A 16,257-nucleotide genomic window follows, 5' to 3' on the forward strand; every position below is an offset into this window, starting at 1 on the left:
TACCGATATGCATGCGCTTATTTCCATCCTGCGCAACAATACTTTCCAGAATCGGGAATAGACGAATTAATGCCGCTAAGTATTTTTATTTAAAAGAATTTTTTGAAGTCGATGAGCATCGGACTGGGTGTTGTCAATCGATCGATTGTTGCGCTGGCGCGACGACGAAGGTTAGATCTGCTCGGGTTAACCCAGTTGTAAACCGTTTTCAGCGACATCTGCAAGCATCGATTCATGCGATTTCCGGAAAGGTACTGTTCCAGCGAATGGGCTCGAACCGGCGAGGCGCAGCTTATAGAATTCGTTTTACCCCTTCGACCAAGGGTTGTCTTTTTCATCTGTTTTTATGCGGCCTTCGGGCCGCTTTTTTTTGCACGATTCAAATAGGAGCTATGGTCATTTGAACAAACGGGAATAGACTATTTCGCAAATCGATAGCAAGTTCGATTGAACTTTTTGCGCCGCGAATCAGGTGTCGTTTTCTTGTCCTGTCGTTATAGGCATGGCCCTTGGCCGGATTTGCGACGGCACGCGCGGGTAGAATGCGTGCTTTCGCGCCGAAATCCCTCGATGGCGCCCGACGAAACGCGAGCATCCCCGTAATGACCGATACGCTTCTTCCCGAATCCGACGCTGGCAACACATCCGAAGCCGTGCACGAAGACCGTCTGTGGTGCGACAACGGCTGGACCGCGCGCGTCATCAAGAACGAAGACGACGACGGCTGGGCCGTCGAGATGATCAAGGACGGCGAGGCGGAGCCTGCGCTGGTGGGCCCATGGACGATGGGCCGCGACAAGAAGAATCCCAAGCCACTCGACGTCGGCGCTTTCAATACGCTGGTGAAGACGGCATCGGAAGTGCTGCGCCGGCACGAACAGCAACTGCACGCGCAATTGCACAAGCGGCTGACGGTGGAGTCGGGCGACGGGAGCGTCGAAGTCACGCTCGACATCGTCCCCGACGAGGACGACCCTTATGCACTGCTCACCGCGTTCGACGCACTCGGCGAGCAGATGGCGCAGGTCAAAGTCGCGCCGAACTTCAAGCTCAGCAGGGCGAGTGCGGCGTCGTGGGTCGAGAACGAATTTCGCCGACCGGGCTGACGCCGCTTTATATCGTTGCGAGTTGCGCTCAGACGGACGCGCTCTTGCACAGCTCCGTTCTGATGCGCTCGGCAAGCGCGCGCAATTCATCGAGGTCGGCGCGTTCGGCTGCGTGAATCTTGAGCGGGATGCCGTCATGGCGCGGAATCACGTGGAAGTGCACATGAGGCACGGTCTGTCCGGAAGCGGCGCCGTTCAGTTGCGCGATCATCATGCCAGGCGGATTGAGCGCGGCCTTCAAGGCGATGGCCACCTTGCGCGTGGTGCGGATCGCGGCGGCGGTTGCGTCCTCGGACAGTTCGAAGAGCTCGGCGGCAGGCTCTTTCGGCAGAACCAGTACGTGACCTTCGGCCTGCGGCATGATGTCCATGAACGCGACGGTGTGTTCGTCTTCATAGATGCGGATCGACGGCAGTTCATCGCGCAGGATGCGGGCAAACGGGTTCTGTTGATCGTAGGGCATGAGAGTCTCCGGTAGTCGGGCGCATCGGCTGTGGGTCGAAGGCCGTGCATGAATGGTCCCGGGATTTTAGCCGACGAGATCGGGCGTATCGTATCCCGTGGCGCATCGCATCCCGTGGCGCATCGACCCGTTGCATCGATCCGCAACGCGCATCGATTTCTCTTTCGCGCCCGGTACTTGCGCGGCGTGTGCTCAGGTTGTCCACATCGTTACCCACGATTTCTGTGGACAACGCATGTGCTACGGTTCGGCACGAGCGAGGGTTTATCAAAGATGTGGCGGCGCGTGCATCGTGCACAATTCGAGTCGCATCAATGACTTGCCTGGGTCTTGCGCAGGTTACTCACAGCCTTTTGAACAGAAAGTGTGGACAACCTCACTGCCGATACACGCTGCGCCGCCCCGTCGATACATGACTAAAGCGCAAACGCATGCAGTCCACACATTCCGAGCCGCATCAACGACTTGCCGCGTTCGTGCGCAGGATATTCACAGCCTTACCCACGAAAAGTGTTGATAACCGGTGTGTTCTGCATGAACGAAGAAAACGGAACCGCAAGCGCCTCAACTTAACTTAACTTAACTTAACTGCGCTTGCAGAAAATCGCCGTCACGTGCGGCGCAACATGATGGACGATCGCCGTGCTGCCCGCTGCGGTGACGGCAGCGGGCACTTTCTCGTCGCTGCCCCAGACGACGGCGCCATAAGCCGACTTCGCCAGCGGCTCGCCGCTGCCGACGCGAAAGATCGGATCGTCCTGTTCATATCCGACGACGGCGAACACACTGAAGCCATACGCGTCCAGGTTTGCGCCGCGCACGGGACTAAACGCGTTGATCGAGTTGCTCTCGACGCGCATCGGCTTTGGATCGATCAACTGCTGGGCGGCGAGGTCGGCGATGAACTTGTGCGCTGATTCGTTGCAAGCGAGCGCGGCATCGAGCGACGCGGCGCGCGCGGCGAACGGCAGCGCCGACAACATTAGCGCAAACAGAACAGGGCGGACAGAAAAGCGTTTCATGGTATCGACAAAACGTCGGCGCAACGGCTCGCGCGCGGACAACTTCAAATGAAAGAGCAACGGGAAAATCAACGGCGATTCACGCCAGGCGAATCAAAGTAACGGGTACATAAGGGGCAAAAGCGCGGGCAAGCACACGAGCAAACACGCGAACAAGCAGCGGGCAAAAACACGAGCAAAAGCGCGCTACGCGGTAAAACCCGGTAACTACTGCGCGACAGACGCGCACTCTACCTGCGTTCGATAATTCGTGCTGTCAGGTCAACCACGGGTAGGTCATTGAAAAGCAACATGATTGTGAGTGACCGAGGCAAGAAATCGCGATCCCGTATATATTTCCGGGTTATGACTTCGCAATCCAATCCTCCTCGGCATGTCCCGCCGCCCAAAATGTGGGATGCCCGGCTCGCCCGGCGGCTCATCATGCCGCTCGTCGATACACCCGTTACGCCCAACCATCTGACGACCGTACGCCTGCTGATCGGTCTCGCAGGCGGCCTTGCATTGGCGCGCGGCGGTTTTGCGTGGACCAACGTCGGCGCGTTTCTGATCGTGCTGTCCAACTTCGTCGATCATACGGACGGCGAACTTGCGCGCGTCAGCGGCAAGTCGAGCCGCATCGGTCATTTTTACGACCTCGCCTGCGATGCGCTCGTCACCGTGCTGCTGTTCGCCGGCATGGGGTACGGGATGACGTCTTCGCAAGTCGGCGATCTGATCGGCCTTGCCGTGCCGCCGTTTCTGCTCGGCACCATCGCGGGCATCGCGGTTGCGCTGATCTTTTTCCTGCGCATGCGCATCGAAGAGATGGCGGGCAAGGCGGGCACGAAGCAGGCATCCGTCGGCGGCTTCGAGACGGAAGACATTCTGTATCTGCTGCCCCTCGTCACGCTGATGAGCGGCGTCGCGCCGTTTCTCGTGGCCGCGTCGATCGGCGCGCCGCTCTTTGCTGTGTATGTCGTGATCGACCACCGTCGCGTCGTGCGCCGATCGCGCTCGGCGCAAGAAACCAGTCAGGCATGGGTGAGCCGATGAGCACGCCCGCAGAAGAACACGTGACCACATCCAACTCGTTGAACAATGCCGGCCTCGCGCCGGCTTCTGCTGTTTCCGGGGCTGCATCCTCGTCCTCTTCCGCGAATGCCGCGCCCGATGCAGATCGCGCCGTCGCGAGCCGCGTCCGCACGTTCGATAACGCGCAACTGCGCAAGGATTTCGACGACCAGAGCGCGTTTCTGTACCTCGAAGATTTCCTCTCGCCGGAAGTGACGGCGCAACTGATCGCAGCGGCGCGCGCGCTCCTGCCCGAAGTGAACCGTAACTATCTGCCGGGGCACAAGCAGGGCGGCAGCGTCAGCCGCCATACGATCGACCGTCTCGCGCCGTTCATCGCGCAGCTTTATCGCTCGAAGGAGCTGATCGGCTGGCTCGAGCATCTGACGGGCGACAAGCTGCTGCTGTCGCCGCCCGACGATCCGCACGCGTACGCGCTCTACTACTACACGAAGCCTGGCGACCATATCGGCTGGCACTACGACACGTCGTACTACGACGGCCGCCGCTATACGCTGCTGCTCGGCGTGATCGACGAATCGTCGTGCCGTCTCGACTACGAGCTGCACACACGCAACCCTGACAAAGCCGATGTGCCCGGCTCGGTGCAGATTCCGCCGGGCGGTCTCGTGTTCTTCGATGGCGACAAGCTGCGTCACCGCATCACGCCCGCGCTCGACAACGAAATGCGCGTATCGCTGACGTTCGAATACGTGACCGACCCGAACATGCGCCCGTGGCGCCGCGTGATTTCGAATCTGAAGGACGCAATCGCATACTTCGGCTTCCGCCAGGTGTTCAGCCAGCTGTCGCGTCGCAACGCCAGGGGAGAAGGCGTGTGACGCGCGCAGCGATGATCCTGCTGACGATCGGTGGTGCGCTGTTCGTCGCATTGCTCGCGTGGCAGGGTTTCGGCCCCGTCGTGTCGACGCTGATGGCGGCCGGTTGGGGCCTCGCGCTCGTCGCCGCGTTCCATCTGCTGCCGCTCGTGCTCGACGCGGGCGCGATTTCCGTGATGTTCGACAGGCACGCAAAGCACGTCACCGGGCGCGACGCGGTGTTTGCGCGCTGGATCGGTGAATCGGTGAACAGCCTGTTGCCCGCCGGTCAGATCGGCGGCCCGGTGATGATGGTGCGCCAACTGTCGCAGCGCGGCCTGCGCATGCGCGACGCCGCCGCGGCGATCACCGTCAGCACGACATTGCAGGCGCTCGCGCAGATCGTCTTCGCGATGCTCGGCTTGCTGCTGTTCGGCGAATCGGCGGCGCACGGCGCGATGCACGACCTGCAGACGGCCGCGCTGATCGCAACGGGCGTGCTCGGCGCGCTGATCGCCGGCTTCTATATGGCGCAGCGGCGCGGCCTGTTCGGCAAGGCGCTGCGCGTACTGTCGAAGGTGTTCGGCAAGCGCGACTGGTCATCGCTGACGACGCGCGCCGATGCCGTCGATGTCGCCGTGCGCGAACTTTACGGCCGGCGCGGCACGGTCGCCGCGAGCTTTGCATTCAGTCTCGCGGGCTGGATCGTCGGCACGGCGGAAGTGTGGCTTGCGCTGCGCTTTCTCGGCCATCCCGTCGGCTGGGTCGACGCGCTGCTGCTCGAAAGCCTCGGCCAGGCGATCCGCGGCGCGGCCTTCGCGATTCCCGGCTCGCTCGGCATCCAGGAAGGCGGCTATCTGCTGCTCGCGCCGCTCGTCGGCCTGCCGCCCGAAGCGGCGCTGGCGCTGTCGCTGGTGAAGCGCGCGCGCGAGTTGCTGCTCGGCTTGCCAGGCCTGCTCTATCTGCATTTCAGCGAACGTAGCTGGCAGCGGCGGCGCGCAACGCGTCTGCCCGCTGTCGATTGATATCTTTGGAAAGGACCGCGAATGCGCGCCATCATTCTTGCTGCAGGTCTTGGCCTGCGTCTCCAGCAACCCGCCGGAGAACAGTTTCCCAAATGCCTGCTGCGTTTCGACGGCGTGACCCTGCTCGAGCGCCATCTGCAGATGCTCGACGCGGCGGGCGTCGATGAAGTCGTGCTCGCGCTCGGCTTCCAGCCGGAACTGGTCGAAGCCGAATTGAAGCGGATCGAATGGCCTCACAAGGTCGAGATCAAGCTGAACCCGCGCTTCGATCTCGGCAGCGTGCTCACGGTGCACACCGTCGCCGATGCGCTGACGCGGGGCGGCGACGTGCTGCTGATGGACGCCGACGTGCTGTACGACGAGCGCATCCTGAGCGCGCTGGTGGCGGGCCAGCACACGAACCGCCTGCTCATCGACCGCGATTTCGAAACGGGCGACGAACCCGTCAAGCTGTGCCTGAAAAACGGCGTGCCCGTCGAGCTGCGCAAGCAACTGGCCGTTGGTCTCGACTACGACACGATCGGCGAATCGGTCGGCTTCTTCCGTCTGCGCGAAGAAACGGCGAAGCGCTTTGCCGAGATCGTCGCGGGCTATGTCGACAGCGGCCGCGCGAACATGCCTCACGAAGAAGCCGTGCGCGATCTGCTGCTGGAACGCAGTCATGTGTTCGACACGGCGGACGTGACGGGCGCGCCGTGGATCGAAATCGACTTCCAGAACGATGTCGAGCGTGCAGCGGCGGAGATTTTGCCGATGCTGCAACCGCTGGTCGGAGCGGCGCGCTAGGCCTGCATCATAGACAACGCTGTAAAAAATCGCGTGCACGGGCAAGCGGCACGCGATTTCTTTTGCTGCAAGCGTCGCAACATCGTTCGTTGAGCCGATGCGATAATTGCGGCTTTACGCTGACGGTCGCCCCGCTGTCGCCTCCTCAACCATGCCCCTGGCAATAGGCGCATTCATCGTTCCGTTGATCGTCGCATGCGCGATGTTCATGGAAAACGTCGATTCGACGGTACTCGTCACATCCCTGCCGGTTCTCGCCCGCGATCTCGGGCACGATCCCATCACACTGAAGCTCGCGATCACCAGCTACGTGATCGGCCTGGGCGTCTTCATTCCCGTATGCGGCTGGGTCGCCGACCGCTACGGCCCGCGTTCCGTGTTTCGCACGGCGATCGGCATCTTCATGGCGGGCTCGCTGATGGCAGCCGCCTCGACAAACTTGCCGCTCTTCGTCGCCGCGCGTTTCGTGCAAGGCATCGGCGGCGCGATGATGGTGCCCGTCGGACGCATCATCATCTTCCGTTCCGTGCCGAAGTCGGACTTCATCCGCGCGGTCAACTATCTGACCGTGCCGGCGCTGCTCGGGCCCGTGATCGGACCGCCGCTCGGCGGCTTTATCACGACGTATCTGCACTGGCGGCTGATCTTCATCGTCAACATTCCGATCGGCCTCTTCGGCATCTGGCTCGCGAACCGGCACATCGCGAACATGCGCGAAGCGCATCCCGGGCCCCTCGACTGGACGGGCTTTTCCTTGTCGGCGAGCGGCGCGTCGCTCTTCATGCTGGGGCTGTCGCTGGTGGGCGGAGAACTGGTGTCGAACAGCGTATCCGTGACGATGTGCTTGCTCGGCGCCGCATTGTTGTTGATTTATTGGCGCTATGCGAGCCGCGTCGAGCGGCCCGTGCTCGATCTGAAGCTGCTGCGCATTCCGAGCTTTCATGCAAGCGTGGTCGGCGGCTCGCTCTTTCGCATCGGTCTTGGCGCCGTGCCGTTTCTGCTGCCGCTGAAGTTGCAGGAAGGGCTCGGCATGACGCCGTTCGTCGCGGGGACGATCACGTGCGCGTCGGCGTTCGGCTCGATCTTCATGAAGACGATTGCTTCGTCGGTGCTCGCGCGCTTCGGCTTTCGACGCGTGCTGATGTTCAACGCGCTGCTCGCCGGCTGCGCGATCGCAAGCTATGCACTGTTCACGCCGGATACGCCGCACATGCTGATCTGGTGTGTCGTGCTGTTCGGCGGCGTGTTTCCTTCGTTGCAGTTCACGTCGCTGAACTCGCTCGCGTATGCGGACATTCCGAGCAGCGACGTGGGACGCGCGACGAGTGTCGCGAGCGTCGTCCAGCAGATTTCGCTGGGCCTCGGCGTGACGATTGCGGGGATCGTGCTGCAGATATCGCACGAACTGCAAGGCCATCCGACTATCGTGTGGACCGACTTCTGGCCCGCGTTTCTCGCGATCGGCCTGTTCTCGCTTGCGTCGATCCCCGTAACGGCGAAGCTGCCGCATAACAGCGGCGAAGAACTCGCGCGCGGCGGCAGAGGGCAGGCTTGACGCGCGCGCTCTGCTTGAGCCTTCATGAACGCCGCGTCGAAGCCTGCGATCGAGGCATCAAACGGCCTCACGCACCGCACGCAGGAACTGCTGCGTGCGTTCATGCTGCGGCGACGTGAAGAACTGCTGCGGCGGCCCTTGCTCGATGATCTTGCCTTGCGAGAAGAAGCACACGCGGTCTGCGAATTCACGTGCGAAGCCCATCTGGTGCGTGACCATCAGCATCGTCAGATTGTGTTCTTCGCCGAGCCGGCGAATCACGTTGAGCACTTCGCCGCATAGCTCGGGGTCGAGCGCGGACGTCACTTCGTCGAACAGCATCACTTTCGGACGCATCGCGAGCGCCCGCGCAATCGCGACGCGCTGCTGCTGACCGCCCGACAGTTGCGACGGATAGTGATTGCACTTGTCCTCGAGCCCGACCATCGACAGCAGTTCGCGCGATCGGTCCGTCGCTTCCTTGCGCGACAGCCCGAGCACCTGCATCGGCGCTTCGATCGTGTTCGCGAGCGCGGTCATATGCGGGAACAGGTTGAAGCTCTGAAACACCATGCCGATCTTGCTGCGCACGCGCCGCAGATGCGCGGGCGATGCGGGCACGAGCCCGCCGTTCTTGCGCATGTGGGTCAACGGCTCGCCGTCTACTTCGATCATGCCGCCCGTCAACGGATCGAGCGTCATCAGCACGCGCAGCAGCGTCGACTTGCCCGAGCCGCTCGGCCCGATGATGGCGACTTTCTCGTTGGGTGCAATGTCCAGATCGAGTTCGTCGAGCACGGTGAGCGCGCCGTAGCGCTTCGTCACGCCGGCGAACCGCACCATCGGCTGCTGGCCGTTGGCGTTCGGCGCATCCTTGAGCGCGGAAACGGGGTCTCGCTTCATCTTTTTCTCCATCACGGGGGACTCGGAGTGCAAGTGGGTATCGATGTCGGTGCGCGACTTCATGGCAGCCTCAAACGGAATTCGAGCCGCCGCACGAGTTGTGCGAACGTAATGCTGATGACGAGAAAGAACAGGCCTGCAAGCGTGATCGGCTCCAGATAGCGGAACGTTTCCGAGCCGACGTTCTTCGCCTGCTGCATCAGTTCGACCACGGTGATGGCCGACAGCACGGGCGTGTCCTTGAACATTGCGACGAGGTAGTTGCCGAGCGCGGGAATGACGGGCCGCACCGCTTGCGGCAGAATCACGCCGGCATACGTGCGCCACGGCGACAGCGACAACGCGCACGCCGCTTCCCACTGTCCGCGCGCGACGCCGTTCAGGCCCGCGCGATACACCTCGGACGTGTAGCACGCATAGTGCAGGGCAATGCCGATCGTGCCTGCCATCAGCGCGGACATCGTGATGCCGTAGAGCGGCAGCACATAGTAGAGCACGTACACCTGGATCAGCAGCGGCGTGCTGCGGATGAACTCGACGATGAACGCCACCGTGCGCGACACGGACTTGATGTGGCTGCGCCGCAGGATCGCGAGCACGAGGCCAAGCACGAGCGCAATCGCGAAGCCGACGAGCGTGATCAGTATCGTGTACACCGACGCGCGCGCAAGTTGAGGCAGGATGTGCGCGGCGTACTGCAAATCGAAGAATTGATTCATGACGCCGCCTTTGGCACGGTGGTTCGAACGATGATGCCGTGGCTTACGCGCCGCTCGAAGTAGCGCATCAGCGTGGCCAGCAATTGCGCGAGCACGAAGTAGATGACGAGCGTGAGGCAGAAGATCTCGGCCGTCTTGAACGTCGCTTCGTCGAGCTGGCGCGCGCGGAACGTGAGGTCGGACAGCGTGATCAGCGACACGAGCGATGTGCCCTTGAGCAATTCGATCATCAGATTGGTTGCGGGCGGCAGCGCGTTGATCATCGCTTGCGGCAGGATGATGCGGCGCATGCGTGAGAATGCCGACATGTTCAACGCGAGCGCCGCTTCGAACTGGCCGCCCGGCACGGAACGCAGCGCGCCGCGCAGGATCTCCGAACCATACGCGCCGTAGTGCAGCCCGAGCCCGACGATCGCCACCGTGAACGGCGTCAGTTCGATGCGGAACGGCGGCAGCGGCAGCACGAAGAAGAACCAGAAGAGCTGCACGAGCAGCGACGTGCCGCGAAACACCTCGACATACACGTTGCCAATCCAGCGCAACGGTGCCCACGGCGAGAGCCTTGCGGCCGTGCCGACGAACGCCATCACGATTGCAAGCAGCGTGCCGAGCACGGCGATCTCAATCGTGACGAGCGTGCCTTGCAGCAGCAGGGGAAACAGTTCACGCATGGCGGTGGCCTCGCTTGCATGACGGCGCATCGGCGCGCCTTGGATTGAAGTGGGGGAGCATTTTGAGTGCCTCCCCCGGCGTGCGATCGCGCTGCATCATCTGCGGCCCGATGCGTGAGCGGCGAATCACTGGCCGCAGATTTCGGCGGCCGTTTTCGTGGTCAGATTCGATTTGTCGAAGCCGAACGGTCCGACGGTTGCGAGATGATCGGGCGTGCCGAGCCATTGATGCAGCTGCTTGTTCACGGCATCGCGCAGATCGGTGTCTTCCGGACGGAACGCGAGCGCGCCATAGCCCGTATGCTTCGGATCGTCCTTGAAGAAGGAGACCGTTTCGACCTGGCCCGCGTCCTTCGCGGCGAGACCCTTCATCGTGAGCGCCGTGCCCGCGGCCGCATCGGCGCGGCGCGTGCGCACGGCCTGAAGTTGCGCCGTCGTATCGGGTACCTGCAACAGTTGCGTGTCCTTCACGCCCGCATCGCGCGAGTTCGCGACTTCAACGGCGCCCGCCATCACGGCGAGTTTCAGATCCGGCTGCTTTGCAATATCGGCAAAGCTATGCAGGTTCTTCGGATTGCCCTTCGTCACGAGCAGCGTGTCCTGGATCTGATATTGCGGATCGGCAAAAGCGACCTGCTTGCAGCGCTCCGGCGTGATGTACATGCCGGCGGCAATGACATCGAAGCGTCCCGCGCGTAGGCCCGGAATCAGCGAGCCCCATTCCGTCAGCACGGCATCCACTTTCTTCGCGCCGAGCTTTTCGAATACCTTGCGCGAAATTTCCGGCGATTCGCCCGTCACTTTGCCATCGGGCGTCGTATAGGCGAATGGTGCTTCGTTCGCATAGCCGATGCGGACTTCGCCGGTGCGCTGGATGCGCTGCAACGTCGTTTCAGCCGACGCGAACTGGGTGTGCAGGGCAAGGCCGGCTGCCGCGAGGCAGAGGGCGCCGAGCATGACGGACGTGCGCTTCGATTTCATGTCGATTCCGTAGGGCGAAAGTAAAAGTAATGAATGTCGCACCGCATTGGCGCGATCCCCGGGAAAACCCGGTGTGGCAAGGGTTCCAGCGTTTTGAACGACGCGGAACCGAACCATGAGCGCAGCATACAAAGCCATTTTTTTGTTCCCATTGCACTAGGACAATTATTTTCTGGGCTGCTTTCGTCGCACTATGCATGTTGTAAAGCTTTGCATGGGACGGGAGTAAGTGCATGGGGCTGGAGTAAGTTCTGAAGCACTAACGCCAGCCGACAGTTAAAGCGCCAACTTTCGTCGACTCTGGAGACTGTAGTGATAGAACAATGGCGGGATGCGGTCGGCGCGGTGCGTGGCGTCGAGTCGAAATACAAACGGCTGGTGAAGGCGATTGCAACGGATATCGAAAGCGAGTCGCTGCGCGCGGGCGCGCGTTTGCCGCCGCAGCGCGATGTGGCGTCCGAACTGTCGATCAGCGTGCAGACAGTGACGAACGCATACAAGGAACTGGAGCGGCAAGGGCTGATCCGCTGCGAAGTGGGGCGCGGCAGCTTCGTCGCCGAGCGCGTCACCGAGACGATGTCGAACTACATGCTCGATACGGCCGAACGCTCCGTGGTCGACTTTTCGATTGCGCGCATCATCCATACGCCCGAGCACGACGCGATGTGGCGCAAGGTCTGCGCGACGCTCGCGAAGATCGACGACCAGCCGTGGATACGCGCGTTCAGGCCCATCGCGGGCTTCGAGCATCACCGGCAGGCGGGCATTGCGTGGCTGGAGTCGCTCGGCATGCCGGCTTCCGTCGATACGCTGCTCGTCACCAACGGCGCGGCGCATGGCATCTTTCTCGCGCTGGCATCGCTGGTCGGTCCCGGCGATACCGTGCTGTGCGAAAGTCTGACCGATCACGGCGTGATCGGCTCCGCGAATGTCTTGGGGTTTACGTTGAAAGGGCTGGAGATCGACGAGTACGGCATCCATCCCGAGCATTTCGAAGAGATGTGCGATAGCGAGCGCATTACCGCGCTCGTCTGCACGCCGACGCTCAACAATCCCACCGTCGCGCTGATGCCCGAATCGCGGCGCCGCGCGATTGCGCGCATCGCCGAGCGCTATGGTGTGTACTTGATCGAAGACGATGTCTATGGTCCGTTGCCCGCCACGCGTCCCGCGCCGATTTCGAGCCATATCCCCGAGCTGTCGTTCTACTGCACGAGCATGACGAAGTCGGTGATGGCCGGCTTGCGCACAGGCTATATGACGACGCCGCGCCGTCTCGCGCTGCGCGTCGAGAGCGTGTTACGCGTCAGCAGCTGGATGGCGAACTCGCCGATCGCGGAAGTTGCGACGCGCTGGATCAACGACGGCACGGCCGCGCGTCTGGTGGAAATGCAGCGCGAGCGGCTCGCGAAGCGCCAGGCGCTCGTGCAAAAGATACTCGGACCGTACGTGCTCGGCTCGCATCCGCATGCGCTGTCGGTGTGGCTGCGCGTGCCGGATCACTGGCAGGCGGACCGGCTGGTGCGCGAGTTGCGCAATCGCGATATCGCCGTGACGTCGCCCGATCCGTTCCTCGTGCGCGGCGCGGAACGGCCGAATGCGGTGCGGCTGTGCGTGGGTGCGGAAGTGAGCGAAGAGGTGTATCAGGAAGCACTCGAAACGATGCACGATGTGTTCGAGCAGTATCCGCAGGTGCATGACTTCGGTTGATCGTATGGCCGAATCGGGTAAGCACGCAGCGATGCAAAACGAAATGTACCAGGACAATAGAAAAGAATATTTAGAACATTAGACTGGCCTCACTGAGTCCGGTGTGGCCCGCGTTCAACGTACTGAAATACTGACGTCTGGGGTTTTCCGCATTGGTCGCGTTTCTCATGTAGGGCCGATGCCAATGTCTGTTCTCTCGCTTGCCGATGTCTATCGCGCTCGACGCCGTATCGAAGGGCGCGTGCTGCGCACGCCGCTCGTCGAATCGCCCATGTTGTCGGCGATTGCAAAAAATCCTGTCTATCTGAAGCTCGAAACGGTCCAGCCGACGGGCAGCTTCAAGCTGCGCGGCGCGACGAACGCGCTCGTGCGTCTCGCGGAAACGGGATGCAAGCGCGTGGTGACGGCGTCGACGGGCAATCATGGGCGCGCCGTCGCGCATGCGGCGCGCGCGCTCGGCATCGAAGCGGCCGTGTGCATGTCGTCGCTCGTGCCGTCGAACAAGGTCGACGCCGTGCGCGCGCTGGGCGCGCAGGCGCGCATCGTCGGCAAGAGCCAGGACGACGCGCAGGTGGAAGCACAACGTCTCGTGCGCGAAGAAGGCTATGCGTATGTGCCGCCGTTCGATCATCTCGACGTCATCGCGGGACAGGCGACCATCGGCGTCGAAATCGCGGAAGACTTGCCCGATGTCGCGCACATCGTCGTGCCGTTGTCGGGCGGCGGGCTCTTCGCGGGCATTGCGTTCGCATCGAAGCAGATCAATCGCGCGGTGCGCATGACGGGCGTGACGATGGAACGCGGCGCCGCGATGCACGCGAGTCTCGAGGCGGGCAAGCCCGTGCTGGTCGATGAAGTCGAATCGCTCGCTGATTCGCTGGGCGGCGGCATCGGGCTCGACAACCAGTACACGTTCCCGATCACGCGCGAGCTGATCGACGAGGTCGTGCTGCTCGACGAAGCGACGATTGCGCGCGGCCTCGTGCATGCGTACGAACACGAACGGCTGGTGCTCGAAGGGGCGGCCGCGGTCGGCATCGCGGCGCTGCTCGCGCAGCGTTTGCACAATGCCCCTGATTTTCAAGGCCCAATCGTGCTGATCGTGACGGGCGCCAACATCGACATGAGTCAGCATCGCCGCATCGTGCGCGCGGGCTGAACGATTTGCATGGGACCAGCGCTAAGTGCTGAAGCACTTACTCCAGCCGACAGCTAAAGCGCCAACGCGGGTCTACAAAGGAGACACTGTATGACTGCCATTACTCTCTTGGGCGAATCGCAATTGCGCGAACTCGTACCGCTCGATCTCGCAGCGATCGATCAAGTCGAATCCGCGTTTCTGTCGCTTGCGACGGAGCCCGTCGCGATGCCGCCCATCTTGCGGCTCGACCTGCCCGAGCATCGCGGCGAAGTCGATGTGAAGACTGCCTATCTGCCGCGCTTCGACAGCTTCGCGATCAAGGTGAGCCCCGGCTTCTTCGATAACCCGAAGCTCGGTTTGCCGAGCCTCAACGGACTGATGCTCGTTCTGTCGGCGAAAACAGGCCTCACGGAAGCGGTGTTGCTCGACAACGGCTATCTGACGGCCGTGCGGACGGCGGCCGCAGGCGCCGTCGCGGCGCGCTGGCTCGCGAAGCAGCAGGCGCCGGGCGTTGCCGTGATCGGCGCGGGCGAGCAGGCGCGTCTGCAATTGCAGGCATTGTCGATGGTGCGAAAAATCGAGCGGGTCAAGGTGTGGGCGCGCAATCGCGCGAACGCCGAGCAATTCGCGGCGGACATGTCCGCGCAATTGCACATTGCCGCAGAAGTCGCGCGCGACGTTCATCACGCGCTCGCCGAAGCCGACATCGCGATCACCACGACGCCGAGCACCGAGCCGCTGCTCCAGGCCGCGGACCTGCATCCCGGCCTGCACATCACGGCGATGGGCTCGGACGCGGAACACAAGAACGAAATCGCGCCGCAAGCACTCGCGGCGGCGCGCTACGTATGCGATCGCGTCACGCAGACGCGCGTGCTCGGCGAACTGCATCACGCGATCGAAGCCGGTGTCGTCGATGAGGATGCAAAGCATGCAGAGCTTGGACAGATCATCGCAGGACAGGCCAAAGGACGCACGAGCGACAGCGACATCACGCTGTGCGATCTCACGGGCACGGGCGCGCAGGACACGGCCATCGCGACGCTCGCCGTCGCGCGCGCCCGCGCGGCCAACGCAGGCACCATTTTCCGTAACGACATGAAGCGCTGAGAGGAGACCATGTCAGATACATCCCAACAGGCGGCGACCCCCGTGGTTCGTTTGCCTTTCGATCGCGCCGAATACGACGCACGCATCGCGAAGACACGCAAGGCGATGGAAAAGGCGCAGATCGATCTGCTGATCGTCACCGACCCGACCAACATGGCGTGGCTCACGGGCTACGACGGCTGGTCGTTCTATGTGCATCAATGCGTGCTGCTCGCGCTCGACGGCGAGCCCGTCTGGTACGGCCGTGGACAGGACGCGAACGGCGCGTTGCGCACCGTGTTCATGAAGCGCGAGAACATCATCGGCTATCCCGATCACTATGTGCAGTCCACCGAGCGTCATCCGATGGACTATCTCGCGCGTGAAGTGATCGAGGCGCGCGGCTGGCAGACGCGCCGCATCGGCGTCGAGATGGACAACTACTATTTCAGCGCCGCGGCCTATGCATCGTTGCAGCGCAATCTGCCGAACGCGACGTGGCGCGATGCGACGGCGCTCGTCAACTGGCAGCGTGCCATCAAGTCGCCGCGCGAGATCGAGTACATGCGCATTGCCGCGCGCATCGTCGAGAAGATGCACGCGCGTATCGTCGCGCGGATCGAGCCGGGCATGCGCAAGAGCGATCTCGTCGCCGATATCTATTCGGCGGGGATCACAGGCATCGACGGCTACGGCGGCGACTATCCCGCGATCGTGCCGCTGCTGCCGACAGGCGCCGATGCCGCCGCGCCGCATCTGACCTGGGACGACTCGCCATTCGAAAAGAACGCGGGCACGTTCTTCGAAATCGCCGGCTGCTTCAAGCGCTATCACTGCCCGCAGTCGCGCACGGTGTATCTCGGCAAGCCGCCGCAGCATTTCATCGATGCGGAAAAGGCCGTGGTCGAAGGCATCGAAATGGGGCTGGCGGCCGCGAAGCCGGGCAATACCTGCGAGGACATCGCGAATGCGTTCTTTGCGGTGCTGCGCAAATCGGGCATCGAGAAGAACAGCCGCTGTGGCTATCCGATCGGCGCGAGCTATCCGCCGGACTGGGGCGAGCGCACGATGAGCCTGCGTCCCGGGGACAAGACGGTCCTCGAACCCGGCATGACGTTCCACTTCATGCCGGGGCTGTGGCTCGACGACTGGGGACTCGAAATCACGGAAAGCATCCTGATTACGGAGTCGGGTGTCGAGCCGTTCTGCAATACGCCGCGCAAGCTGTTCATCAAG

General features: G+C 62.4%; 16 protein-coding genes. 10 read left to right on the forward strand and 6 right to left on the reverse strand.

Features of this window, described 5'->3' with window-relative positions:
- Nucleotides 1-602: 602 nt before the first annotated feature.
- Nucleotides 603-1,106, forward strand: a complete 504-nt coding sequence (locus GCT13_RS32625; protein WP_152765248.1) for a hypothetical protein — start codon at nt 603-605, stop codon at nt 1,104-1,106.
- A 28-nt stretch (nt 1,107-1,134) separates the two neighbouring features.
- Here GCT13_RS32625 and GCT13_RS32630 read toward each other — a convergent pair whose 3' ends face one another.
- Nucleotides 1,135-1,569, reverse strand: coding sequence for an HIT family protein (locus GCT13_RS32630; protein WP_152765249.1), 435 nt, complete (start codon nt 1,567-1,569; stop codon nt 1,135-1,137).
- 584 nt (nt 1,570-2,153) lie between these two features.
- Nucleotides 2,154-2,591, reverse strand: a complete 438-nt coding sequence (locus GCT13_RS32635) for a hypothetical protein (RefSeq protein ID WP_152765251.1) — start codon at nt 2,589-2,591, stop codon at nt 2,154-2,156.
- 345 nt (nt 2,592-2,936) lie between these two features.
- On the opposite strand from GCT13_RS32635, the gene GCT13_RS32640 reads away from it, so the two are divergent.
- The 5 genes from GCT13_RS32640 to GCT13_RS32660 all read left to right on the forward strand — a co-directional run bounded on the left by GCT13_RS32640 (nt 2,937) and on the right by GCT13_RS32660 (nt 7,828).
- Nucleotides 2,937-3,626: a CDP-alcohol phosphatidyltransferase family protein gene (locus GCT13_RS32640; RefSeq protein ID WP_152765254.1), complete on the forward strand. Its 690-nt coding sequence runs from the start codon at nt 2,937-2,939 to the stop codon at nt 3,624-3,626.
- A complete protein-coding gene (locus tag GCT13_RS32645) occupies nt 3,623-4,486 on the forward strand; it encodes a HalD/BesD family halogenase (RefSeq protein ID WP_152765256.1) in 864 nt (287 codons plus the stop codon). The genes GCT13_RS32640 and GCT13_RS32645 overlap by 4 nt, the downstream gene beginning before the upstream one ends.
- Nucleotides 4,483-5,487: a flippase-like domain-containing protein gene (locus tag GCT13_RS32650; RefSeq protein WP_321574775.1), complete on the forward strand. Its 1,005-nt coding sequence runs from the start codon at nt 4,483-4,485 to the stop codon at nt 5,485-5,487. Before GCT13_RS32645 ends, GCT13_RS32650 begins: the two co-directional genes overlap by 4 nt.
- A 21-nt stretch (nt 5,488-5,508) precedes the next feature.
- A complete protein-coding gene (locus GCT13_RS32655) occupies nt 5,509-6,273 on the forward strand; it encodes a phosphocholine cytidylyltransferase family protein (protein WP_152765258.1) in 765 nt (254 codons plus the stop codon).
- 106 nt (nt 6,274-6,379) lie between these two features.
- Nucleotides 6,380-7,828 carry an MFS transporter gene (locus tag GCT13_RS32660; RefSeq protein WP_227747119.1) on the forward strand — a complete coding sequence of 483 codons (1,449 nt, stop codon included), beginning with the start codon at nt 6,380-6,382 and terminating at the stop codon, nt 7,826-7,828.
- Nucleotides 7,829-7,885: 57 nt separating this feature from the next.
- On the opposite strand, the gene ehuA is transcribed toward GCT13_RS32660, so the two are convergent.
- The 4 genes from ehuA to ehuB form a co-directional block, all read right to left on the reverse strand.
- Complete coding sequence (gene ehuA, locus GCT13_RS32665; RefSeq protein ID WP_152765262.1) at nt 7,886-8,710, reverse strand: ectoine/hydroxyectoine ABC transporter ATP-binding protein EhuA; 825 nt, start codon at nt 8,708-8,710, stop codon at nt 7,886-7,888.
- Between the two features lie 59 nt (nt 8,711-8,769).
- Nucleotides 8,770-9,429, reverse strand: a complete 660-nt coding sequence (ehuD, locus tag GCT13_RS32670) for an ectoine/hydroxyectoine ABC transporter permease subunit EhuD (RefSeq protein WP_152765264.1) — start codon at nt 9,427-9,429, stop codon at nt 8,770-8,772.
- Entirely contained in the window at nt 9,426-10,100 is a 675-nt protein-coding gene (gene ehuC, locus GCT13_RS32675; protein WP_193727810.1) for an ectoine/hydroxyectoine ABC transporter permease subunit EhuC, read from the reverse strand. Before ehuC ends, ehuD begins: the two co-directional genes overlap by 4 nt.
- A 126-nt stretch (nt 10,101-10,226) precedes the next feature.
- Nucleotides 10,227-11,081: an ectoine/hydroxyectoine ABC transporter substrate-binding protein EhuB gene (ehuB, locus tag GCT13_RS32680; RefSeq protein ID WP_152765266.1), complete on the reverse strand. Its 855-nt coding sequence runs from the start codon at nt 11,079-11,081 to the stop codon at nt 10,227-10,229.
- A 312-nt stretch (nt 11,082-11,393) separates the two neighbouring features.
- On the opposite strand from ehuB, the gene ehuR reads away from it, so the two are divergent.
- The 4 genes from ehuR to doeA all read left to right on the forward strand — a co-directional run.
- Complete coding sequence (gene ehuR / locus GCT13_RS32685; RefSeq protein ID WP_321574776.1) at nt 11,394-12,791, forward strand: MocR-like ectoine utilization transcription factor EhuR; 1,398 nt, start codon at nt 11,394-11,396, stop codon at nt 12,789-12,791.
- 184 nt (nt 12,792-12,975) lie between these two features.
- Entirely contained in the window at nt 12,976-13,950 is a 975-nt protein-coding gene (eutB, locus tag GCT13_RS32690) for a hydroxyectoine utilization dehydratase EutB (protein ID WP_152765270.1), read from the forward strand.
- A gap of 90 nt (nt 13,951-14,040) precedes the next feature.
- Complete coding sequence (locus GCT13_RS32695; protein WP_152765272.1) at nt 14,041-15,042, forward strand: cyclodeaminase; 1,002 nt, start codon at nt 14,041-14,043, stop codon at nt 15,040-15,042.
- Between the two features lie 9 nt (nt 15,043-15,051).
- Nucleotides 15,052-16,257, forward strand: a 1,206-nt coding sequence (gene doeA / locus GCT13_RS32700) for an ectoine hydrolase DoeA (protein WP_152765274.1), incomplete at its 3' end; no start/stop codon positions are given.

The sequence above is a fragment of the Paraburkholderia franconis genome (assembly GCF_009362735.1).
Classification (GTDB): domain Bacteria; phylum Pseudomonadota; class Gammaproteobacteria; order Burkholderiales; family Burkholderiaceae; genus Paraburkholderia; species Paraburkholderia franconis.

Excerpts from the sequence above, each read along its gene's own strand:
- ehuD (WP_152765264.1), bottom strand. The coding sequence starts at position 9,429 with ATGAATCAATTCTTCGATTTGCAGTACGCCGCGCACATCCTGCCTCAA.
- ehuC (WP_193727810.1), bottom strand. The coding sequence starts at position 10,100 with ATGCGTGAACTGTTTCCCCTGCTGCTGCAAGGCACGCTCGTCACGATT.
- eutB (WP_152765270.1), top strand. The coding sequence starts at position 12,976 with ATGTCTGTTCTCTCGCTTGCCGATGTCTATCGCGCTCGACGCCGTATC.
- ehuA (WP_152765262.1), bottom strand. The coding sequence starts at position 8,710 with ATGAAGCGAGACCCCGTTTCCGCGCTCAAGGATGCGCCGAACGCCAAC.
- GCT13_RS32635 (WP_152765251.1), bottom strand. The coding sequence starts at position 2,591 with ATGAAACGCTTTTCTGTCCGCCCTGTTCTGTTTGCGCTAATGTTGTCG.
- GCT13_RS32645 (WP_152765256.1), top strand. The coding sequence starts at position 3,623 with ATGAGCACGCCCGCAGAAGAACACGTGACCACATCCAACTCGTTGAAC.
- GCT13_RS32655 (WP_152765258.1), top strand. The coding sequence starts at position 5,509 with ATGCGCGCCATCATTCTTGCTGCAGGTCTTGGCCTGCGTCTCCAGCAA.
- GCT13_RS32640 (WP_152765254.1), top strand. The coding sequence starts at position 2,937 with ATGACTTCGCAATCCAATCCTCCTCGGCATGTCCCGCCGCCCAAAATG.
- GCT13_RS32625 (WP_152765248.1), top strand. The coding sequence starts at position 603 with ATGACCGATACGCTTCTTCCCGAATCCGACGCTGGCAACACATCCGAA.
- GCT13_RS32695 (WP_152765272.1), top strand. The coding sequence starts at position 14,041 with ATGACTGCCATTACTCTCTTGGGCGAATCGCAATTGCGCGAACTCGTA.
- ehuB (WP_152765266.1), bottom strand. The coding sequence starts at position 11,081 with ATGAAATCGAAGCGCACGTCCGTCATGCTCGGCGCCCTCTGCCTCGCG.
- GCT13_RS32630 (WP_152765249.1), bottom strand. The coding sequence starts at position 1,569 with ATGCCCTACGATCAACAGAACCCGTTTGCCCGCATCCTGCGCGATGAA.